Source organism: Pseudomonas sp. R4-39-08 (assembly GCF_003852275.1).
GTDB lineage: Bacteria > Pseudomonadota > Gammaproteobacteria > Pseudomonadales > Pseudomonadaceae > Aquipseudomonas.
The window spans coordinates 4007304-4028417 of record NZ_CP027733.1 but is presented as its reverse complement, the minus strand read 5'-3'; the positions used below and the strand labels follow the sequence as shown (position 1 = coordinate 4028417).

The window sequence follows — 21114 nt, the reverse complement described above, 5'->3', positions numbered from 1 at the left end:
GCAATGCGCCCAGCTGAACCGGTCACAGGCTTGATTCTTTCCGGCGGCGGGGCGCGAGCGGCGTATCAGGTTGGAGTGTTGGCGGCGATCGCCGAATTGCTGCCGCCGGGGGCGCCGAACCCGTTTCCGGTGATCGTCGGCACGTCGGCCGGGGCGATCAATGCGGTCACCCTGGCCAGTGGCGCGACGGACTTCACTGCCGCTGTGCAGCGCCTCACCGCATTCTGGCAAGGCTTTCGCAGCCACCTGGTGCTGCGCAGCGACTGGCCGGGCGTGGTCCGCCAGGCCAGTCGCTTCCTGATTCATAGCCTGTTGGGCCTGGGCAGGCAGCTCCCGGTGGCGTTGCTCGACAGTTCACCGCTGCGCGATCTGCTGCAGGACAAGCTGCATCTGGCCGGCATTGACGACGCCATCCGGCACCGGCATCTGCACGCCGTGGCGGTCACCGCGTTCGGCTATGAATCCGGGCAGGCGGTGACCTTCTATCAAGGCGGCGGCACCATCGAACCCTGGCTGCGCCATCGGCGCATTGGTGTGCCGACGCCACTCACGGTGGAACACTTGCTGGCCAGTTCGGCGATTCCCTTGCTGTTCGCCCCGGTGAAGCTCGATCAGGAATACTTCGGTGACGGCGCCGTTCGCCAGTCGGCCCCGATCAGCCCGGCTCTGCACCTGGGCGCGAGTCGCGTGCTGGTGGTGGGCGTCAGCGGTAACCCGCGCGGCAATGAACCCTCGATGCAACGCACCTACACCGGCCAGGAACCGACGCTGGCGCAGATCGGCGGGCACATGCTCAACAGCACGTTCATTGACAGCCTGGAAAGCGATATCGAATTGCTGGAACGCTTGAATCAATTCAGCCATGTCTCGCCGGGGGTGGCGGCCGTGGAGGTGCTGGTGATTGCACCCAGCCAGCCGATCGACGAAATCGCGGCCCGGCATCGGCAGGAATTACCGGCGGCATTGCGCTTGTTTTTGCGCGGGCCTGGGGCGACCAAGACCAGTGGGGCAGGGGTGTTGAGTTACTTGCTGTTCGAGGCGGGGTATTGCAGTGAGTTGATCGAGTTGGGCAGGAAAGATGCACTGGCAAAGCGCGAGGAATTGTCTCGATTCCTTGGCCTGACGCTGAACTGAATGTGGGAGGGGGCTTGCTCCCGATAGCGGTGGTTCAGTCACTGATAGGTTGACTGACACACTGCTATCGGGAGCAAGCCCCCTCCCACATTGGTTATGCGCCGTTCAATCAGAAGTGGTACTTGACCAGGAAGCTCGCCGTGTCCTGAGTCGTCTTGAAGGCGCCGCTGTCCTCGATCCCGTACTTGTTCTTCCAGTAGTCGTATTCAAACCCCACATACAACTGTTTGTCGCCCCAATGCAGCGCCTTGCCCAGGTCGTATTTGACCTGCGGGTTGAAGTGCAGGTTGGCGTGATAGGTGCCACGGGCGTTCTTGTCGTTATCCACCACCCAGTCCATGAAACCGTCGATCAGCACATCGGAGTTGCCCACGGGAAGGGTGTATGACCATACCGGCGTGATCTGCCACACGCCGTCGCCGGGGCGATTGCCTTCGGTCTGGCGCTGGTAGAAGTTCAACTGGAAGTAGTCGAAACCCGGAATATTAAAGTCAATCGCCGGGCCCAGCAGGTACGACTCGTTATCGCCTTCGCCGAACTCGTAAGTGAAGGCCAGCAATACATCTTTGATCGGGCCGAATGACAGGTCCTTATCCAGAATCTTGCCGAACGACAAACGTGGACTGAACTCGCCGTAGTAAGTATTCGGACCGACGTTGCCGTCTTCCTTGCCGTTGTAAAAGATGCGGTCGAGGAAGAAGAAGTTGTCGCCGTACTTCCACGCGTCGGCATGTTCGAACGTGACGGTTTGCTGGATCTGCGGGTTGACGGTAAAGCTCTTGCCCCACAGATACGTCAGGCTGTTGTTCTGCCACTGCAGCAAATCACCGGCCACGGCTTGGCCACCGGCCAGCAGGGATCCCGCCAGCATCAGGCCTTTGAACATAGGTTTCATTCGGTGCTCCCGAGTTAAAGTTTTATGTTTTTCTAATCTGGCGCTCTGGTGTGGCGCCTTTGGATCTGCTGAAGAACTCGTCTGATTGGTCAACTTTATGGCTGTAGCAAAAGCCGCGCCAAGGCGGTAAAAAAACCGTCGGTTCAAGCGGGCGCGGAGAATACTGGCTCCAACGTCTGGGCTCAAGTGCGCCGTTACAGCGCGCACAGGGCGACGATGGGGCGTGCGTCAGGGGTGGGCGTGCTCGACGGCGGGGCGTCCGGCACCGCCGAGAATGTTGAACAGTATGTTCAACGACAACGCGCTCAGGGTGGCCATGGCGATGCCACTGTGGGTTATCGGGCTCATCCACATTGGCAATTGCGCGAAGAACTCCGGACGCACTACCGGGATCAAGCCCATGCCGATGCTCACCGCCACCAGCAACTGGTTGCGCCGGTCGGCGATATCGGCTTCCTGCAGGATCTTGATGCCGGTCGCCGCGACCATGCCGAACATGGCGATCGCCGCGCCGCCCAGCACCGCCGGTGGAATCGACGCCACCAGGTAGGCGGCCTTGGGCAGCAGGCTCAGCACAATCAGAAACGCCCCGGCCATGATCGTGACCGAGCGGCAACGCACGCCGGTCATCTGCACCAGGCCGATATTCTGCGCGAACGAGGAGTGGGTGAAGGTGTTGAAGAACCCGGCAAAGAATGACGCGCCGGCATCACACAGCAAACCGCGACGCAGCATCTTCGGCGTGACGTCCTGGCCGGTGATCTTGCCCAGGGCGAGGAACATGCCGGTGGATTCGACAAAGATGATCACCACCACCAGGCACATCGACAGGATCGGCGCCAACTCGAACCTGGGCATGCCGAAGTGCAGCGGCGTCACCACTTGCACCCAAGGCGCCTGGGCCAGGCCGCTGAGGTCGACCATGCCGAGCGTGCCGCACAAGGCGTAGCCCAGCGCCATGCCGATCAGTACCGAGATGTTCACCCAGAAACCGCGCATGAAACGGTTGATCAACAGAATGGTGACCAGCACCAGGGCAGCGACCGCCAGGTACACCGGCGAGCCGAACGTCGCGGCGGCGCTGCCGCCACCGGCCCAGTTCACGGCCACGGGAAACAGCGAAAGGCCGATGGCGGTTATCACGGTACCGGTCACCAGCGGCGGGAAAAAACGTACGACTTTGGACATGAACGGCGCGATGAGCATGCCGAAGAACCCGGCGGCGATGGTCGCACCGAAGATCCCCTGCAAGCCGATACCGGGCATGCCGGCCATGGCGACCATGCTGCCGACGGCAGCGAAACTGGCGCCCATCATCACCGGCATGCGAATACCCACCGGGCCGATGCCGAACGACTGCACCATCGTGGCGATACCGGCGACCAACAGGTCGGCGTTGATCAGGAAGGCGATTTCTTCACGGCTCAAGCCTGCGGCCTGGCCAATGATCAGGGGCACGGCGACAGCACCGCCGTACATCAGCAAGACGTGTTGCAGGCCTACCAGAATCAGTTGCAAGAGGGGCAGCCGCACCATGGCGGGTGCGGCAGGGTTCTGCGTTTCTAACTGGGACATGCAACACCTCGGATCTTTTTATTTTTGTGTTGTGTGGAACGCGATCTTCAAAACACGGCAGTCCACCTGTGGGAGGGGGCTTGCTCCCGATAGCGGTGTGTCATTCAAAGTATCTGTGACTGAGCCACCGCCATCGGGAGCAAGCCCCCTCCCACATTGGATCTCTGTGAATCAATCAGTTGGTACGCGCCCCCTGGTTGATCCAGGTGCCAATCAAATCCCGCTCCTGCTGGGTCATCTGGGTGATGTTGCCCAGCGGCATGATCTGGCTGGCCACGGCCTGCGCCTGAATGCGCGCCGCCTGTTGCTGGATCTGCGCCGGCGTGTCGAACATCACCCCGGCCGGTGCGGTGCTGAACAGCGGGCTGGTGGGCTTGGCCGAATGGCAGACGGTGCAACGCTGCTCGATCACATGGTGCACCTGGCCAAAGTCGGTGCTGGCTTGGGCAGGTGCCGGTTCAGCTGCCGGGGCTGCAGGCGCAGCCGGTTTCACGCCGCCGCCCAGGGCAGTTTCCGGCAACGGCTGGTACTCGATCGCCGTCGGTGCCTTGGCCACTTCCGGCGCCGGCGTGGGCCCGGTCACGTAGGCCAGGCTGATCATCGCCAGCGCACCCACCGGCAAGGTCCACGCATACTTCTGGCTGTTATGCCGGGTGTTGAAGTAGTGGCGCACCAACACTGCCGCCACCGCGATCCCGGCCAGGATCAGCCAGTTGTAGTGGCTGCCATAGGTGCTCGGGAAGTGGTTGCTGATCATGATGAACAGCACCGGCAAGGTGAAGTAGTTGTTGTGCCGTGAGCGCAGCAAACCCTTGGCCGGCAGCGCCGGGTCGGGTGTGCGGTTCTCGGCGATGGCCGCCACCAGCGCGCGCTGGGCGGGCATGATGGTGCGGAACACGTTGCCGACCATGATCGTGCCGATCACCGCACCCACATGCAGGTAGGCGCCACGGCCGCTGAACACCTTGCTGAAGCCGTAGGCCGCTGCAATCAACAGCACGAACAGGATCAAGCCGAGCAGGGCAGGGCGCTTGCCCAGGGCCGAGTCGCAAAGAAACGAGTAGACGAACCAGCCGACGAACAGTGAGCCAATGCCCAGCAAGACGCCTTCGGTGCCGCTCAGGCTGCTGCCGGGGGCGAGCAGGTACAAGGTCGGATTCCAGTAGAACACCACGCACAGCAGCGCAATGCCCGACATCCAGGTGAAATAGGCTTCCCATTTGAACCAGTGCAGGTTGTCCGGCATGGTCGGCGGGGCCAGTTTGTATTTTTCCAGGTGGTAGATGCCGCCACCGTGGATCGCCCACAAGTCACCGGCCAGGCCGCTCTTGGGGTTGACGCGATTGAGGTTGTTTTCCAGCCAGACGAAGTAGAAAGAAGCGCCGATCCAGGCGACGCCGGTGATCATGTGAACCCAGCGCACGCTCAGGTTCAGCCATTCCATCAAATGTGCTTCCACAGTCTTTACCTCTCGCCTGTCGCCCTTGTTGTCGGGTGATCAGACCTTCTCTTATTGGTGGGGGGCGAGGATCAACCGCTCATCCTCTTTGAAAAAATGCTCATCGCAGTTATTGCCTGTGCCACTGCGATCAACCACCAGGAAGTCATCCCGCTTTTCGATCGTCAGCACCGGGTGGTGCCAGACGCCGCGATGGTAATTGATGCCCTGCCTGCCGTTGGTGACGAAGGCGCGGACCAAGCCTGATACAGGTGCATCGCCAAGTGGCGCGACCACGATCAGAAAGGGGTTGCCGAGCAGCGGAATGAAGGCCTGGCTGCCCAACGGGTGTCGCTCCAGCATGCACACGGTCAGCGGCATGTCCTGCGCGTCGGCGCGGAAGATGCTGATGATGGCGTGGTCTTCAGGCTGTGCTGTTTCGACCGTCGCCAGTTTGTGAAAGCGCATGGTCGACCCGTTGTTGATCATGAAGTGATCGCTGCCATCGGTTTCGATAACGTCTCCGAAGGGGGCGAAGGCTTCTTTGGTCAGGGGTTCGATCGTCAGTGTGCGCATGGCTGTCTTCTTTTCAGTTGGATCGTTCCCACGCTCTGCGTGGGAACGCTGCCCTGGACGCTCTGCGTCCGCTCTTGGTTCGCTTATTTGGCTACCTTGCCCAACACCCGCAGGCGACTCACGCCCCCATCCGGGAACACGTTCAAGCGGATGTGGGTAATCGGCCCCAGCGCCTTGATCTGCTCGGCGAAGGTGTGTTCGGCGTGCATTTCCAGTTTCTGTGCCGGCAGCAGTTCACGCCAGAACAGTGATTGGGTTTCGATCTGACTGTCGGTGCCGCCCTTGACGAACGCGCCCTGGATCGAGCAGGTGTCCGGGTAGTTGCCCTTGAAGTGCAGGGTGTCGACGATGATTTTCTCGATTTCGCCAGGGTGGCCCAGCGCGACGATCACCCAGTCATTGCCCGGCGTACGGCGACGTGCGGTTTCCCAACCATCGCCCATGTTGATGCCACGGCCTGGGTTGAGGATGTTGCTCATGCGCCCGAAGTGTTCATCGGAGCAGGCCAGGGCACGCCCGCCATTAAGCGCGGCGGCCAGGTCGACCTGTTCGTTGTCGCCCACCGCAGACCAGTCGCGGAACGGCACACCGTACACGCGCAGACGGGCCACGCCGCCATCCGGGTAGATGTTGAACCGCAGGTGGCTGAACGCCTGCGCGTTGTGGATCTCGTGGTAATGGTGGCTGTTGCCTTGCAGCTCGACCGCCGACAGCACTTCCACCCACTGGGTGTTGGCATCCGGCTCGCCCGAGGCGACGAAGCAGGCTTCCAGGGAGGCCGACGGCGGGTAGTTGCCGGTGAAGAATGAGGTGTCGATGTCCACGCCCTTGATCGAGCCCGGCACGCCCAGGCGGATCACCGCGCTGTCGTAGCCTTCGAAGCGCTTGCGGCGTGACTCCCAGCCGTCCATCCACTTGCCGTTGTCATCGAAAACGCCCTCCTTCCACACGGCCGGGGTCGGCTGGAACAGGCGGTTGGCGTCGGCGAACCAGTCATCGGTGACTTCGATGATCTTGGTGCCCAGGCGGGCGTCGGCGAGGTTGACGAACTTCTCGAAAGGTACGGGTTGCGCTTTCATTCTTCTTGTCTGCCTTGAATAGAGTGGCTGGGGATGGTCGTTTAGAGGGTCAGTAATCGGAACAACGCGATCTTGTTGATCTCAGCCAGCGCGCAGTTGAACTCGGTTTCAACCGAGTTGTGAATGCGCGTTTCGAACGCGGCCAGGATCTGGTGCCGGTTGCTGCCTTTTACCGCCATGATGAAGGGAAACTTGAACTTGGCCTTGTAGGCCTCGTTCAGCTCGGTGAAGCGCGAGAACTCTTCGGCCGTGCATTGGTGAATACCCGCGCCCGCTTGTTCATCGGTGCTGGCTTGGGTCAGCTGGCCCTGGACGGCGGCTTTGCCGGCCAGGTCCGGGTGAGCGTTGATCAGGGCCAACTGGCTGGCGTGATCGGCGCTCAACAGGATATCGCTCATGCGCTGGTGCAGGCTTTCGATCTGGTCGATCGACGCATCCTGGCCCAGGTCGAAGGCCTTTTCGGCCACCCATGGCGAGTGTTCGTAGATATCGGCGAAGGAGGCGACAAATTCATCGCGGCTCAGGCTCGACGGTTCAAGGGTTTGGAACGCAGTCATTTCGCCGCTCCCGTGCAGGGGTGGGTGTGCTGCCAGTGCCGGGCGATGTCGACGCGGCGGGTGAACCACACCTGTTCATGGCTTTTGGCGTACTCGATAAAGCGCTTCAACGAAGCCAGGCGCGCCGGCCGGCCAATCAGGCGGCAATGCAGGCCGATGGAAAGCATCTTCGGCGCCTCGGCCCCTTCGGCATAGAGCACGTCGAAGGCGTCTTTGAGGTACTCGAAAAAGTCGTCGCCCTTGTTGAAACCCTGCACCTGGGTGAAGCGCATGTCGTTGGTATCCAGGGTGTAAGGGATGACCAGGTGCGGCTTGCCGGTGGGCGTGTTGGGTTCCCAGTAGGGCAGGTCGTCGTCGTAGGTGTCGCAGTCATACAGGAAGCCGCCTTCCTCCATCACCAGGCGCCGCGTGTTGGGGCCGGTGCGGCCGGTGTACCAGCCCAGCGGGCGTTCACCGGTCAGCTCGGTGAGGATGCGGATCGCTTCGAGCATATGCTCGCGTTCCTGGGCCTCGTCCATGTACTGGTAGTCGATCCAGCGGTAACCGTGGCTGCAGATCTCGTGGCCGGCGGCAACCATGGCGCGGATCACGTCCGGATGGCGCTGGGCGGCCATGGCCACGGCGAAGATGGTCAGCGGGATGTCGAATTCCTTGAACAGCTTGAGGATGCGCCACACCCCGGCACGGCTTCCGTATTCGTACAGCGACTCCATGCTCATGTTGCGCGCGCCCTGCAGCGGTTGCGCCGAGACCATTTCCGAGAGGAAGGCTTCGGACTCTTTATCGCCATGCAGGATATTGCGCTCGCCGCCTTCTTCGTAATTGAGTACGAACGACAGCGCGATACGTGCATTGCCCGGCCAGTGGGGGTGAGGAGGGTTACTGCCGTAACCGATCAGGTCGCGTGGGTAGTCAGCGCTCACTGCAGTCTTCCTTCTTGTTCGTGGTAGCAAGTGTGTGTGGCGGCCGGGCAGCGGAAAGACTGGGTGGCGTCACAGCGATGAGTGATTGTATACAACTTATTGCTCACTTTGTAAGCCTGCATTTCTGCATTTTTTCTGCAGGTATCTTTGCAGGGCCGCTGCAAGAAACTTGCCTAACCGGTCAGCTAACCACAAAAAAATTCACTGTAGGAGCGAGCTTGCTCGCGAAAAGCCTGAGTGCGCCACTTTTCTACCTGGAACTTCGCGTTGGCGTTGAGCTTTTTCGCGAGCAAGCTCGCTCCTACAGAGGTTTAGAGTCTGTTGAATTTATTGTGTACAATTTTTTTGAAAAATGTCTTAATCAGCTCTCACCGGCTTTTTCGATGCCCTGAAAGAGTGCGGGTTCTTTATGACTGACTTCGGGAGGCGCATAAACGCCATGGGACGTTTGACCACACACGTTTTGGATGCCGCGCACGGCTGCCCCGGCAGCACAATCAAGGTTGAGCTGTACCGCGTCGACGGCGCGCAACTAACGCTGGTCGCCACCGCCGTGACCAACGACGACGGTCGCTGCGACGCACCGTTGCTGCAGGGCGACGACTACCGCAGCGGTGTCTATCAATTGCAGTTCAGCGCCGGCGACTATTACCGCGCCCGTGGCGTGCAGTTGCCGGAGCCGGCTTTCCTCGATGTGGTAGTGCTGCGGTTCGGCATCAGCGCCGAGCAGGATCACTACCATGTCCCGTTACTGATTTCGCCTTACAGCTATTCGACCTATCGCGGTAGCTGAGCGTCACCTCGCTTCATACCCCCAAGCTCTTCGTTGGTTTTTTGCCCGCCCACACTGCGGGCTTTTTTTCGGCTGCGCATTCAACCCAGTGGCGCTCGAGCCTTGATCAGCGAGGCCACGCCGGCGCAGCCGAACAAGGCTGCGCTGATGCGGTTGAACCAGCTCTGGCCCGAGCCGCTACGCAAATACCGCGCGGCGCTCTGCGCACCCAGGCCGTAACCAAGCTTGCACAGCAGGTCGAGCACGGTCCAGGTGGCGATCATGGTCAACAGTTGCGGCAGGAATGCCTGATCCGCGCTGAGAAATTGCGGCAAGAAGGCGGCAAAGAAAAGAATGTCCTTGGGGTTGCTGGCGCCCAGCACAAAGGCGCGACCGAACAGCACGCGAAAACGTGGGGTCGACGCCACTTGTGGCACATCAGCACCCTCGGCCGGACGGCGTGATTGCTGCCAGCTCTGCCAAGCCAGGTAAAACAAGTACATCGCGCCGACGATTTTCAGCGCGCTGAACACTTGCTCGGACGCCAGCAACAACGCGCCCAGGCCCAAGGCCGAGGCGCTCAGCAGGCAGATCGAGGCAAATACCCCGCCCAGGAACGCCGGGTACGAACGGCGCAGGCCGTAGTTCAAGCTGTTGCTGATCATCAGCAGGGAAAGAGGGCCAGGGATCAGGATCACCACCAGCGCCGCGCCGCTGAACAGCAGCCAGGTTTCCAGGTTCATTGCAGTCCTCCAATCGTACAAAAGCCCCACCCGACGGGGTGAGGCGCGGTGCAGCCGTGGGGCCTTACAGGAAGGCGAACTTGGCGATAAAAATCACGCACAGCACCCACAGGCTGACGGAAATTTCCTTGTGCTTACCGGTGCCGGCCTTCAGCGCGACATAGGTGATGAAGCCCAGCGCGATGCCGTCGGCCACCGAGAAGGTCAGCGGCATCATGATCGCCGTGACGATGGCCGGAATGCTGTCGGTGGCCTCGTCCCAATTGATATGCGCCATGCTCGCCATCATCAGCATCGCCACGTAAATCAAGGCGCCCGCCGTGGCATAGGCTGGAATCATGCCCGCCAGCGGCGCAAAAAACATCGCCGCCACGAACAAAATACTCACCGTCACCGCCGTCAGCCCGGTGCGCCCGCCGGCAGCCACCCCGGCGGCGCTTTCCACGTAGCTGGTCACGGGCGGCACGCCGACCATGGCCCCGAACACGCTGGAGGCGCTGTCGGCTTTCAATGCACGGGACAGGTTATCGATCTTGCCGTCCGCATTGACCAGCCCGGCCCGTTGCGCGACGCCCATCAGTGTACCGGCAGTGTCGAACATGTGTACAAAAAGAAAGGCAAATACCACGCTGATCATGCTGACATTGAACACACCCTTGACGTCCATGGCCATCCAGGTCGGCGCCAGGCTGGGCGGGGTGGAGAGAATGCCGTTGTAGTGCACCAGGCCCAGGCCCCAGCCGGCCAGGGTCACGGCGATAATGCTGATGAGGATCGCGCCGAACACGCGGTGGTAGCTGAGGATCGCAATCAGCAGGAAGCACACCGCCGCCAGCAGGGGCGCGGGCTCGTGCAGCGAGCCGAGCTTGATCAGCGTGGCGGGGCTGTCGACGATGATGCCGGCGGTCTTCAGGCCGATCACCCCGAGAAACAAGCCGACACCCGCGCCCATGGCGTGGCGCAGGCTCACCGGAATGCTGTTGAGCAGCCATTCGCGCACGCGGGACAAGGTGAGGCCCATGAACAGCACGCCAGAGATAAACACCGCACCCAGCGCGGTTTCCCAGTGGTAGCCCATGGTGCCGACCACGGTGTAGGTGAAAAACGCGTTCAAGCCCATGCCCGGTGCCAGGCCCACCGGCCAGTTGGCGTACAGGCCCATCAACAGGCAACCCAGCGCGGCGGCGATGCAGGTGGCGACGAAGGCCGCGCCGTGATCGATGCCGGCGTCGGCCATGATGTTGGGGTTGACGAAGATGATGTAGGCCATGGTGATGAACGTCGTGAGGCCGGCGATCAGCTCGGTCTTCACTGTGGTGCCATGCAAACGCAGTTTGAACAGGCGTTCCAGCCAGCCGCCTTGGTGCGCGGCGAGATCCAACATAGGGGCTTCGGTTTTGCGGCTATCCACAGCGAGTACTCCTCAATCGTTTTATTGTTATTTCCAGCGCCGGTCACATGAGTGGGCAACAGCGCTTTGAGGTACTGGCGGGTTTTGTTGACTGTTAGGTCAGGAACTCGCACGAAGCGAATTATGCTTTTGTATACAAATAAAGCAAATAATGTTTTCGATTATCTTGGCGGAAAGGGATGAAAGGCTGCTTCCAGCGCGTGCGGCCAGATTTATTCTGCCGCACGCCTTGAAACAATCCCTCGATACCCGCACTTTGATGGCGCAAGCGTTCGCTCAGAGCGCGCGAAGCGGCATAAGGGGAGCCCATGTACAAGGTTTATGGCGATTACAGATCGGGCAATTGCTACAAGGTCAAATTGATGCTCAGCCTGTTGGGCATCCCGTACCAGTGGATCGATATCGATATTCTCAAGGGTGACACCCAAACCCCTGAATTTCTTGCCAAGAACCCCAACGGCAAGATCCCGGTGCTGGAACTGGAAGACGGTACCTGCCTGTGGGAGTCCAACGCGATCCTCAACTTCCTCGCCGATGGCAGCGAGTTTTTACCCAGTGAGCCGCGCTTGCGCACCCAGGTGTTGCAGTGGCAGTTCTTCGAGCAGTACAGCCACGAGCCGTATATTGCGGTGGCGCGGTTCATTCAGTTTTACCTGAACATGCCGCAGGATCGCCTCGAAGAATACAAGACCAGCCACAAGGGCGGTTACAAAGCACTGAAGGTCATGGAACGTCAGTTGCAAGCCACGCCCTACCTGGTGGGCGAGCAGTATTCGATTGCCGATATCGCGTTGTATGCCTACACCCATGTGGCCCATGAAGGCGGCTTTGACCTGGCGCCTTATCCGGCGGTGCAGGCATGGTTGCAGCGCGTGGCCAGTCATCCAAACCATGTGGCGATGCTGGGCTGAGCCACCATTCGAATGTGGGAGGGGGGCAAGCTCCCTCCCACATTTAGCCGGATGGTGCGTCAGATAATTCTTCAGTGAGCAGTTCAAAGCAGCGCTGCGCCGCCGGGCTCAATGCCATTCCGCTGCGACTGATCAAGCCGATCTCCCTGTTCACCCCGGGATGGTCGATGTTGATCCGCTTCAACCCCTCCAGGCTGTCCGCTGCCGACTCCGGCAGTACGCTGATCCCCAACCCCTGGCGCACCAGCGCCAGCACCGTGGACATGTAGTTCGCCTCCATGCCCGCATTGAGCGTCAGCCGCGTTTCATCGAACAACGCATCCACCTGTTCGCGCACGCTGCTGTCGCGGCCGGTGAGGATGATCGGCTGATCCGCCAGTTGTGCCAGGGTCAGCTGCCCATGGTGGGCGAGGGCGTGACCCAGCGGCACGAACGCGCAGAGCCGGTCATTGAGGACCGGCACGAAGTCCAGGCCGTGGCTCAGGCGCGCGCGCACGCCGATACCGAAGTCCACCTCGCCGGAACGCACCTGGGCCTGGATGCGGTGGGCTACCAGGTCATGCAGGCGCACTTCGATCCCGGCGAAGCGTTCGCGAAACAGGCGCAACACCGGCGGCAGGCTGCCGGCGCACACCGAGGGCAGGGCGGCGATGGTCACGACGCCACGGCGCAGGGCTGCGAGATCGCGCGAGCCGGTGACGATGTTGTCCAGGTCCAGCAGCAGTTTTTCCATGGGGCCACGCGCGTCGTGGCCGGCGGCGGTGATAGCCACATGGCGCGGGCTGCGGTCGAGCAGGGCGACGCCCAGCCACTCTTCCAATTGTTGCACCTGCACGGTCAGCGCCGAGGGGGACAGGTTCAGCTCGCTGGCGGCCTTGGTAAAGCTGCCGGTGCGAGCAACGGCGAGGAACGCCTGGATGTGTTGGATGCTGTTTTTCATACGGGCGGCTTCATTTTGTTTTTTCGAATACTGGTGTCTGAATATTCCAATTTACAAAGCCTAACCTGATTCCAATACTCCAGGGAAAACAATAACCGGCCCATCAAGGCCGCTCTGGAGTAACCCATGCTCGCTACCCTGGGCGTCATTACCATTCTGTGTCTGCTTGCTGCCGTCATGAGCAAGCGCCTCTCGCCGCTGGTGGCGCTGATCGCCCTGCCGATCATCGCCGCGTTGCTCGGTGGCTTCGGTCTGCAAACCAGCGCCTTCATCATCACCGGCATCAAGAACGTCGCCCCCGTGGTAGGCATGTTTGTGTTCGCCATTCTGTTTTTCGGGATCATGACCGATGCCGGCATGCTCGACCCGATCATCGAGCGGATTCTGCGCACGGTAGGGACGCGTCCTACGCGAATTGTCGTCGGTACTGCGACCCTGGCGCTGCTGGTGCACCTGGACGGGTCCGGCGCGGTGACCTTCCTGGTGACGGTGCCGGCGATGCTGCCGCTGTATACGCGGCTGGGCATCGACAAACGCATTCTGGCGTGTGTCTGTGCCATGGCGGCCGGGGTCAATTTCCTGCCGTGGACCGGCCCGGTGCTGCGCTCGTCGGCAGCGTTGCATGTGCCGGTGGCAGACCTGTTCCAACCGTTGATTCCAGTGCAGATCGTCGGGCTGATCTTTGTGTTCGCCTGCGCCTGGTGGCTGGGCCACCGTGAAGAAAAACGCCTGGGCCTGGGGGCCGGCTCCAGCGTGGACGCGGTGCCGCAACGGGTGCTCAGTGACGCCGATATCCAGCTGCGTCGGCCACGGTTGTTCTGGGTCAACCTGATCCTCACTGTGCTGGTGATGGTGGTGATGATCGCCGGCTGGGTCGACCCGGTGGTGATGTTCATGCTCGGCACCGTGGTGGCGCTGTGTATCAACTACCCCAACGTCGACGCCCAGCGCGCCCGTATCGACGCCCATGCGAAAACCGCCCTGACCATGGCCAGCATCCTGCTTGCCGCCGGCGTGTTCACCGGCATCATGCAAGGCACCGGCATGCTCAAGGCGATTGCCGAAGTGGCGGTGGCGCAGATTCCCGCGGGTCATGGCAAGTTGATCCCTGCGGTGGTGGGCTTCATTTCCATGCCGTTGAGCATGCTGTTCGACCCCGATTCCTACTATTTCGGCGTGATGCCGGTGATTGCCGAAGTTGGCAAGGCGCTGGGTGTCGACCCGCTGCAAGTGGCCCAGGCCTCGTTACTGGGCGTGCACACCACGGGCTTTCCGGTCAGCCCGTTGACCCCCGCGACTTTCTTGTTGGTGGGCCTGTGCAAGATCGAGCTGGCCGATCACCAGCGCTTCACCATTCCTTTTCTGTTCGCCGCGTCGGTGTTGATGACCCTGACCGCGCTGCTCCTGGGAGTTATCTGAGATGAAAACCTTGCGCATCGGTGCCGGTGCCGGCTACTCCGGTGACCGTATCGAACCCGCCGTGGAACTGGCCGAACAGGGCGACCTGGATTACCTGGTGTTCGAATGCCTGGCCGAACGCACCATCGCCCTGGCCCAACAGGCGCGCATCAGCGATCCGGCAGGCGGCTATGACCCTTTGTTGAGTGAGCGCATGCGCCGGGTGCTGCCCTTTGTCGGGGCGCGCGAAGGCCGCCGCCGTCTGCGCGTGATCACTAATATGGGCGCGGCCAACCCAGTGTCGGCCGCCGTCGAGGTGCGGCGCATCGCCCGTGAACTGGGGGCGAACCTCAAGGTGGTGGCCGTGGTCGGCGATGACGTGCTGGCGGCATTGCAGCCCGAGCAGTTGCTGGACAACGGCCAGACCCTGGGTGCGCTGGGTGAGCGGCTGATTTCGGCGAATGCCTACCTGGGCGTGGACGGCATTATTGAAGCCCTGCGCGCCGACGCCGATGTGGTGATTACCGGGCGTGTGGCCGACCCGTCATTGTTTCTCGCGCCGCAGATGTTCGAATTCGGCTGGGCCGCCGACGATTGGCAGCGCCTGGGCAAGGGCACCCTGGTCGGGCATTTGCTCGAATGTGCCGGGCAGGTCAGCGGCGGTTATTTTGCGGACCCAGGCCTCAAGGATGTGGATGACTTGGCGCGCCTGGGCTTTCCGTTGGCCGAGATCGCCGCCGACGGCACTGCCTTGATCACCAAGGTCGCGGGCTCTGGAGGGCAGGTCAACCGCGCCACCTGCAGCGAACAACTGATCTACGAAGTGCACGACCCGCAAGCGTATTTGACCCCGGACGTCACGGCCGATTTTTCACAGGTGGGGTTTGTCGAGGAGGGCGTTGATCGGGTGCGTGCCCACGGCGCCAAAGGGCGGGCGCGGCCCGAACAGCTGAAAGTCAGCGTCGGTTATCTTGACGGTTGGATCGGTGAGGGGCAGATGTCCTACGGCGGCCCGGGCGCTGTCGCACGGGCGCAACTGGCGCGCGAGGTGGTGCTCAAGCGTCTGGAACTGACCGGTGTGAAGATGCAGGAAGTGCGCGCCGAGTTGATCGGCATGGATGCCTTGCATGGCCCGCGCAGCAATGCCGAGCCTTGGGAAGTGCGCCTGCGGGTCGCCGCCCGGTGTGAAGAACGCAGCGACGCCGTGCGCATCGGCAATGAAGTGGAAACCCTCTACACCAATGGCCCCGCTGGCGGTGGCGGAGCGAGCAAGAGCGTGCGCCAGGTGGTGGCGGTGGCGTCGTTGCTGCTGCCTCGTGACAGGGTCAAACCGAGGATAGAAGCATGAAGTTGCATTCACTGGCCCACTCCCGCACCGGGGATAAGGGCGATACGTCGAACATCTCGATCATTGCTTATCGCGCCGAGGATTACCCGTTGCTGTGTGAACAGCTGACCGCCGAGCGCGTCGCCGCGTTTTTCGCAGACCTACTGGAGCCTGGCGCGGCGCCGGTGCAACGTTACGCATTGCCCAACGTACAGGCGCTGAACTTCGTGCTGCCGGGCATCCTGCGCGGCGGCGTCACGCGTTCGCTGGCACTGGATGCCCACGGCAAGTGCCTGGGCTCGGCGCTGCTGGACCTGGATATGTCAGCACCAAACTAAATGTGGGAGGGGGCAAGCCCTAATGCGAGTCAGTTAAGCGTACACCGCCGTCTGTAGGAGCGAGCTTGCTCGCGAAAAACGTCAACGATAACGCGTGCTTTCTGAATGAACGCGGTGCCTGTGAGTTTTTCGCGAGCAAGGGCTAGCCGCCCGCCTCGTTCCTACAAAAAGCCTTAACTGACGGGCAATAGGGCTTGCCCCTCCCACAGAACATTCAGATCGCGGCGAAGCGCTTGTCCAGGTAGTCGATGATGACCTTGGAGTCATACATCCAGGTGGTCTGGCCGTTTTCCTCGATGCGCAGGCACGGCACTTTGATCTTGCCGCCTTGCTCCAGCAGGGTTTGGCGGTCGTGCTCGTTGTTCTTGGCGTCCTTGAGTGCGACCGGCACATTCAGGCGATGCAGGGTGCGGCGGGTTTTCACGCAGAAAGGGCAGGCGTGGAACTGATACAGGGTCAGGTCCTTGGCGGCTGCGTTGACCTTGGCCTGTTGTTCGGCCGGGCGCTGCTTTTTGCGCGGACGGGTCAGGAAGTCGCCGGCGATGATGATCTGGCCGAGGCCCACTCGAAGTGCTTTGACGAACATGGCTGAAAGCCTCTTGCCCATGAAGAAGGGGTCGCAGCTTACCTGAATTCTGCAGGCGAAAAAAAACCGGCGATGAACGCCGGCTTTTCCTATATAGCCACTTACTTGATCAGGCTGAGAAATTCGCTGCGGGTGGCCGCGTTTTCGCGGAACTCACCGAGCATCACCGACGTGATCATCGACGAGTTCTGTTTTTCCACACCGCGCATCATCATGCACATGTGCTTGGCTTCAATCACCACCGCCACGCCCAGGGCGCCGGTCACTTGCAGCACCGCGTCAGCGATCTGGCGGCTGAGGTTTTCCTGGATCTGCAGGCGACGCGCATACATGTCGACGATCCGCGCGACCTTCGACAGCCCCAGCACTTTGCCGCTCGGGATGTAGGCAACGTGAGCCTTGCCGATAAACGGCAGCAGGTGGTGTTCGCACAGCGAGTACAACTCGATGTCCTTGACCAGCACCATTTCGCTGTTGTCGGAGCTGAACAAGGCACCGTTGGTGACTTCTTCCAACGTTTGTTCGTAACCGCGGCAGAGGTACTGCATCGCCTTGGCGGCACGCTTTGGCGTGTCGAGCAGGCCCTCACGGGAGATGTCCTCGCCGAGTTGGCCGAGAATCTCTGTGTAATTCTGTTCCAGGGACATGAAACTACCTGTGGGATTTTCGCAAAGCGCAAGGTTACGGGGGCGGACACATCGCTGCAAGCCTGACGATGGCACTTGTTACTCGTCGCGGCCTTCCATCATGGTGCGCTTGAGCATTACATACACCGCGCCGGCGCCACCGTGGCGGGCCTGGCACGAGGTAAAGCCAAGGACCTGGGCGTGCTGGCGCAGCCAGGTGTTGACGTGGCTCTTGATCATCGGCCGCTTGCCGTCCAGTCGCACGGCCTTGCCATGGGTGACGCGCACGCAGCGGATTTCGAACTTGGTGGCTTCGGCAAGGAAGGCCCACAGTGTTTCGCGGGCTTTTTCCACGGTCATGCCATGCAGGTCGAGGCTGCCTTCGAACGGGATCTGGCCGGCCTTGAGCTTGCGCATCTGGCTTTCCTGTACCCCATCACGCGCCCACATCAGCTCGTCTTCGGGGCCTACGTCGATCACGAACTGGTCCGACAAGCCATCCACGGTGGTGGCATCGGTGCGCACGGTCGCGGCCTGGCGCAGCTTGGCGATCTGCGCCCGATCAGCCTTGGGTTTGCCGGTGTCGGCGCGGTCGTGCTTGATCGGCTTGACGCCGCGCAGCTCGTTCTTGAACAGGGAAAAATCGTCGTCTTGCATGTCAGCCTCCGCGAAGGGCGGGCAGTTTACCTAAATCGCGGCGGACAGGGCGCAGCAAATGCTATCCAAGCGCCATCAGTCGTGTTTTTTCATCAGGTGCGAAGCGATGTTCAACGACAGCGGCTGGCGCATTCTGCGCCGGCTGCGGCGCCACAACCACACGCCCAGCCACACCACCAGCAGGCCGATGCCCAGCAGGATCGCCGAGCCGCCAGGGCTGGCATTCAGCTCGCCCAGTGCTGGCGAATGCCCAAACAGGCCGGCGCCACCTGCGCCCGCCAGCGCCACACCTACAATCGCCAGCAGCGCGGCAATGCCCGCCACCAGGCGCAGACGCCAGTTGCTCGGGCCCTTGGGGCGCAAGCGACGAGCATCAAAACCATCGGATATCTTCATTCCGACCTTTCCTCCAGGGTATCGGCCCTTCGACCGGAAGATACACAGGTTGTTCCTGTGCCCGGGGTAAATGCGCGAAATGAACACGTTTTGCGGATGAGCGGGGCAGTCAACAGGGCGCACCGCTCATCCCAGAGACGATCAGATCAGATCTTTGGTCAACGCGAGGGTGGCGAAGTTGTCAGCCATGATGGCCATTTCGGTTTGCTGCACATGCTCGGCACTGAGCACGCCGCCTTTGTAGGGCAAATCGCGGGTGGCGCAGGCATCTTCCACCAGGGTGCAGCGAAAGCCGAGGTTCTTGGCGGCGCGCACCGTGGTGCTGACGCTGGAGTGGCTCATGAAACCGCAGACGATCAGGTCCAGCGAACCCAGGTCCTGCAGGTGTTTTTCCAGGCCGGTGCCGTGGAAGGCGCTGGGTAGCAGCTTGCCGATGATGGTTTCGTCGCCTTCAGGTTCCAGGCCGGGGATGAATTCGCCGCGCTCGCCTTGGGGATCGAACAGGCCGCCCACGGTACCCAGGTGACGCACATGCACGATCGGCCGCCCGGCGTTGCGCGCAGCGGCCACCAGTTGCTTGATGTTGCCGACCGCCGCGTCCATGCCCGAGAGGGCGAGTGGGCCGCTGAGGTACTCCTTCTGGGCGTCGATGATCACGAGCGTCGCATGGGCAAGGTTGGCAGCTGCGTAACCACGACCGCTGAGTTGAAACATCGTCTTTGGAACGGACATTCTGGGGCTCCTGTCAGGGGGGCTTTTGTGACATTGTCCACTGGCTGAGCGGTTCTGTGAATCGCTACCATCGTAAGGTACGCCGTTGTTGACGTGCAGCCCTGTCAAGTGGGTGAGTTGTTTAACCCAATGGTGGCAATTTGGATGAAATCCGACGTATGGCAAAGGCGTTTCGTACATCGTCGGTACAGGTGAACGCTGTTAGAATCGCCAGTCGTTTTTTCCAGGAGTCTGCCCCCGTGATCACTTCCCGCCTGCGCACCTTGCGCGACCATATCCGTTGGGCTGTCAGCCGTTTCCATGGGGAAGACCTGTTTTTTGGCCATGGCACCGACAATGCCTGGGACGAAGCCCGGCAACTGGTGCTCGGCGCCCTGCATCTGCCGTGGGAAATTGCCGACAGCTACTTGGACTGCAATCTGGAAGAAGAGGAGATCTCCCATGTGCAGCGTTTACTGCATCGTCGCATCCATGAGCGTATTCCCACCGCCTACTTGCTGAAAGAAGCCTGGTTCTGCGGCATGTCGTTCATTGTCGATGAACGCGTGCTGATTCCGCGTTCGCCGATTGGCGAGCTGATCGAAAACCGCTTTGAACCCTGGCTGGCCCAGCCGCCGGCGCGCATTCTGGACCTGTGCACCGGCTCCGGTTGCATCGGCATCGCCTGTGCCTACGAGTTCCCGGACGCCGAGGTGGTACTGGGCGACTTGTCCTTCGAAGCCCTGGAAGTGACCAACCAGAACATCGAGCGGCATGGCGTCGATGAGCGCGTGTATACCGTGCAGGGCGACGGCTTCGAGGGCCTGCCGGGGCAGCGCTTCGATCTGATCGTGTCGAACCCGCCTTACGTGGATGCCGAAGATTTCGCCGACATGCCGGATGAATACCAGCACGAACCCGAGCTGGGCCTGGCCTGCGGCGATGATGGCTTGAATCTGGTACGGCGCATGCTGGCCGAAGCGGCGGACCACCTGACCGAGAAGGGCTTGCTGATTGTCGAAGTGGGCAACAGCCAGGTACACGTCGAGGCGCTGTACCCGGAAGTGGACTTTGCCTGGCTGGACTTCCAGCGCGGCGGGCATGGGGTGTTCATGCTCACGGCTGAGCAGTGCCGGGCGCATCAAGCAATCTTCACCGATAGGATCTAACTGAAGAAACACGGTCAATGTGGGAGGGGGCTTGCCCCCGATGAGGCAGTGTCAGTAAATGCATTGCTAGCTGACACACCGCTATCGGGAGCAAGCCCCCTCCCACAAGTGATCGCATTTCACCCTGCTAGCGGTGCGTGGCGATCCAGATCAACAGTCCCGCCTGAAACACGGTAAACGCCACCAGGCAGGTGATGGTAAAGCGCAACCCGCTGTCCTCACGCTTGAACTTGGTGACCTTTTCCTCTTCCTTGCGCAGTCTCACTTCGTGCTCGGCCAGGTTGTGCTCGGCCTGTTGCAGCATCTGTGCGGCTTCGAGGATTTCGACGAATTGCACCTTCTCGGTGTTCCAACTGTCCAGCACCTCGCTGACCTTGCCCGGCTGCACGTTACCCTTGAGGTGTTGCACGTCGGCGTAGGCCACGTCAAAACCCTGGATGCGCAGGAAGTGATCGCGGCGCAGGCGCGTGGCTTCGTTGAGCGCGTCCTTGTTGGCCAGGTCCACGCCGTCAACGCGGTAGTGTGACCACTTCTTCTTGGCCCATGCAGCGGCCTGGGCGACCAGGAAACGGCCAAGACCGCGGTTGACCGGTTCGATTTCCAGGCTGTTACCCGGGCCGAAGTGCACGCGATGTTTATCGTGATCTACCCAGATATCCAGCTGGTTCTGCTCGCGGCGTACGCGCTGGCCGGGCAATTGGATGACCATGCGCAACAGGCTGTGATGCGAGTCATGGCGCTCGGCATAACCGAACTGCACAAAGCGCAATGGCCGCGCGCCGGTCGCACGGTCGGTGGCCAGCGGGGCGAGGCGCAGCATCTTGAAATGTTCGGCGTGCACGTCCGCCCAGGGCAGCGCCGCTGCTGCGGCGGCCTCGGTTTCAGCCGGGATGTCGGCTGTGGATTCTGGGGTTGCTTCTGTGGTTGTCATGCGGCGCGATCCTGTCCAAGC

24 protein-coding genes are annotated in these 21114 nt (G+C 61.3%); 8 read left to right on the top strand and 16 right to left on the bottom strand.

All coding sequences use genetic code 11. The features are described 5' to 3' along the window. The first annotated feature begins 3 nt into the window (after positions 1 to 3). Positions 4 to 1134, top strand: coding sequence for a patatin-like phospholipase family protein (locus tag C4J88_RS18565; RefSeq protein WP_124407798.1), 1131 nt, complete (start codon positions 4 to 6; stop codon positions 1132 to 1134). A 109-nt stretch (positions 1135 to 1243) separates the two neighbouring features. Here C4J88_RS18565 and C4J88_RS18560 read toward each other — a convergent pair whose 3' ends face one another. The 7 genes from C4J88_RS18560 to puuE all read right to left on the bottom strand — a co-directional run bounded on the left by C4J88_RS18560 (position 1244) and on the right by puuE (position 8177). After that, on the bottom strand, positions 1244 to 2029 hold the full coding sequence (locus C4J88_RS18560; protein WP_124363730.1) for an outer membrane protein OmpK: 786 nt from the start codon (positions 2027 to 2029) through the stop codon (positions 1244 to 1246). 228 nt (positions 2030 to 2257) lie between these two features. Then, positions 2258 to 3604 (bottom strand): nucleobase:cation symporter-2 family protein, encoded by a 1347-nt coding sequence (locus C4J88_RS18555; protein ID WP_124407797.1) that lies wholly within the window; start codon positions 3602 to 3604, stop codon positions 2258 to 2260. Positions 3605 to 3779: 175 nt separating this feature from the next. Then, positions 3780 to 5063: a urate hydroxylase PuuD gene (locus tag C4J88_RS18550; protein WP_124407796.1), complete on the bottom strand. Its 1284-nt coding sequence runs from the start codon at positions 5061 to 5063 to the stop codon at positions 3780 to 3782. 51 nt (positions 5064 to 5114) lie between these two features. After that, positions 5115 to 5618 (bottom strand): ureidoglycolate lyase, encoded by a 504-nt coding sequence (locus C4J88_RS18545; protein ID WP_124363727.1) that lies wholly within the window; start codon positions 5616 to 5618, stop codon positions 5115 to 5117. Between the two features lie 83 nt (positions 5619 to 5701). Continuing rightward, positions 5702 to 6697: an allantoicase gene (gene alc, locus C4J88_RS18540; protein ID WP_124407795.1), complete on the bottom strand. Its 996-nt coding sequence runs from the start codon at positions 6695 to 6697 to the stop codon at positions 5702 to 5704. 41 nt (positions 6698 to 6738) lie between these two features. Continuing rightward, positions 6739 to 7254: a 2-oxo-4-hydroxy-4-carboxy-5-ureidoimidazoline decarboxylase gene (gene uraD / locus C4J88_RS18535; protein WP_124407794.1), complete on the bottom strand. Its 516-nt coding sequence runs from the start codon at positions 7252 to 7254 to the stop codon at positions 6739 to 6741. Further along, a complete protein-coding gene (gene puuE, locus C4J88_RS18530; protein WP_124404827.1) occupies positions 7251 to 8177 on the bottom strand; it encodes an allantoinase PuuE in 927 nt (308 codons plus the stop codon). Before puuE ends, uraD begins: the two co-directional genes overlap by 4 nt. A gap of 77 nt (positions 8178 to 8254) precedes the next feature. On the opposite strand from puuE, the gene C4J88_RS27455 reads away from it, so the two are divergent. Both C4J88_RS27455 and uraH read left to right on the top strand, forming a co-directional pair. Beyond that, positions 8255 to 8569 carry a hypothetical protein gene (locus tag C4J88_RS27455; RefSeq protein ID WP_164485267.1) on the top strand — a complete coding sequence of 105 codons (315 nt, stop codon included), beginning with the start codon at positions 8255 to 8257 and terminating at the stop codon, positions 8567 to 8569. 47 nt (positions 8570 to 8616) lie between these two features. Further along, positions 8617 to 8970, top strand: coding sequence for a hydroxyisourate hydrolase (uraH, locus tag C4J88_RS18520; protein ID WP_124367805.1), 354 nt, complete (start codon positions 8617 to 8619; stop codon positions 8968 to 8970). A gap of 80 nt (positions 8971 to 9050) precedes the next feature. Here uraH and C4J88_RS18515 read toward each other — a convergent pair whose 3' ends face one another. Both C4J88_RS18515 and C4J88_RS18510 read right to left on the bottom strand, forming a co-directional pair. Next, on the bottom strand, positions 9051 to 9692 hold the full coding sequence (locus tag C4J88_RS18515) for a LysE family translocator (RefSeq protein ID WP_124367804.1): 642 nt from the start codon (positions 9690 to 9692) through the stop codon (positions 9051 to 9053). Between the two features lie 64 nt (positions 9693 to 9756). Then, positions 9757 to 11076 (bottom strand): NCS2 family permease, encoded by a 1320-nt coding sequence (locus C4J88_RS18510; RefSeq protein ID WP_256659141.1) that lies wholly within the window; start codon positions 11074 to 11076, stop codon positions 9757 to 9759. A 335-nt stretch (positions 11077 to 11411) separates the two neighbouring features. On the opposite strand from C4J88_RS18510, the gene C4J88_RS18505 reads away from it, so the two are divergent. Then, complete coding sequence (locus C4J88_RS18505) at positions 11412 to 12014, top strand: glutathione S-transferase family protein (RefSeq protein ID WP_124363720.1); 603 nt, start codon at positions 11412 to 11414, stop codon at positions 12012 to 12014. A gap of 43 nt (positions 12015 to 12057) precedes the next feature. On the opposite strand, the gene C4J88_RS18500 is transcribed toward C4J88_RS18505, so the two are convergent. Continuing rightward, on the bottom strand, positions 12058 to 12954 hold the full coding sequence (locus C4J88_RS18500) for a LysR family transcriptional regulator (protein WP_124407792.1): 897 nt from the start codon (positions 12952 to 12954) through the stop codon (positions 12058 to 12060). Positions 12955 to 13080: 126 nt separating this feature from the next. Here C4J88_RS18500 and C4J88_RS18495 point away from each other — a divergent pair, with 126 nt between their 5' ends. The 3 genes from C4J88_RS18495 to C4J88_RS18485 are packed head-to-tail and all read left to right on the top strand — an operon-like array spanning position 13081 to position 16017. Then, a complete protein-coding gene (locus C4J88_RS18495) occupies positions 13081 to 14373 on the top strand; it encodes a CitMHS family transporter (RefSeq protein WP_124363718.1) in 1293 nt (430 codons plus the stop codon). Position 14374: 1 nt separating this feature from the next. Further along, entirely contained in the window at positions 14375 to 15700 is a 1326-nt protein-coding gene (locus tag C4J88_RS18490) for an acyclic terpene utilization AtuA family protein (protein ID WP_124407791.1), read from the top strand. After that, on the top strand, positions 15697 to 16017 hold the full coding sequence (locus C4J88_RS18485) for a hypothetical protein (RefSeq protein ID WP_124363716.1): 321 nt from the start codon (positions 15697 to 15699) through the stop codon (positions 16015 to 16017). Before C4J88_RS18490 ends, C4J88_RS18485 begins: the two co-directional genes overlap by 4 nt. Before the next feature lie 214 nt (positions 16018 to 16231). On the opposite strand, the gene C4J88_RS18480 is transcribed toward C4J88_RS18485, so the two are convergent. The 5 genes from C4J88_RS18480 to C4J88_RS18460 form a co-directional block, all read right to left on the bottom strand. Then, a complete protein-coding gene (locus C4J88_RS18480; protein WP_124363715.1) occupies positions 16232 to 16603 on the bottom strand; it encodes a glutathione S-transferase N-terminal domain-containing protein in 372 nt (123 codons plus the stop codon). 101 nt (positions 16604 to 16704) lie between these two features. Further along, on the bottom strand, positions 16705 to 17250 hold the full coding sequence (folE, locus tag C4J88_RS18475; RefSeq protein ID WP_124363714.1) for a GTP cyclohydrolase I FolE: 546 nt from the start codon (positions 17248 to 17250) through the stop codon (positions 16705 to 16707). Positions 17251 to 17328: 78 nt separating this feature from the next. Beyond that, positions 17329 to 17886, bottom strand: coding sequence for a Smr/MutS family protein (locus C4J88_RS18470; RefSeq protein WP_003175227.1), 558 nt, complete (start codon positions 17884 to 17886; stop codon positions 17329 to 17331). Between the two features lie 75 nt (positions 17887 to 17961). Further along, positions 17962 to 18282, bottom strand: a complete 321-nt coding sequence (locus C4J88_RS18465; protein ID WP_124363713.1) for a hypothetical protein — start codon at positions 18280 to 18282, stop codon at positions 17962 to 17964. 141 nt (positions 18283 to 18423) lie between these two features. After that, a complete protein-coding gene (locus C4J88_RS18460) occupies positions 18424 to 19014 on the bottom strand; it encodes a cysteine hydrolase family protein (RefSeq protein WP_124363712.1) in 591 nt (196 codons plus the stop codon). 239 nt (positions 19015 to 19253) lie between these two features. Here C4J88_RS18460 and prmB point away from each other — a divergent pair, with 239 nt between their 5' ends. After that, complete coding sequence (prmB, locus tag C4J88_RS18455) at positions 19254 to 20162, top strand: 50S ribosomal protein L3 N(5)-glutamine methyltransferase (protein WP_124407790.1); 909 nt, start codon at positions 19254 to 19256, stop codon at positions 20160 to 20162. 127 nt (positions 20163 to 20289) lie between these two features. Here prmB and C4J88_RS18450 read toward each other — a convergent pair whose 3' ends face one another. Further along, the gene (locus C4J88_RS18450) at positions 20290 to 21093 is read right to left on the bottom strand and encodes a hypothetical protein (protein WP_124407789.1); all 804 of its coding nucleotides are present in this window, start codon (positions 21091 to 21093) and stop codon (positions 20290 to 20292) included. Positions 21094 to 21114: the final 21 nt, after the last annotated feature.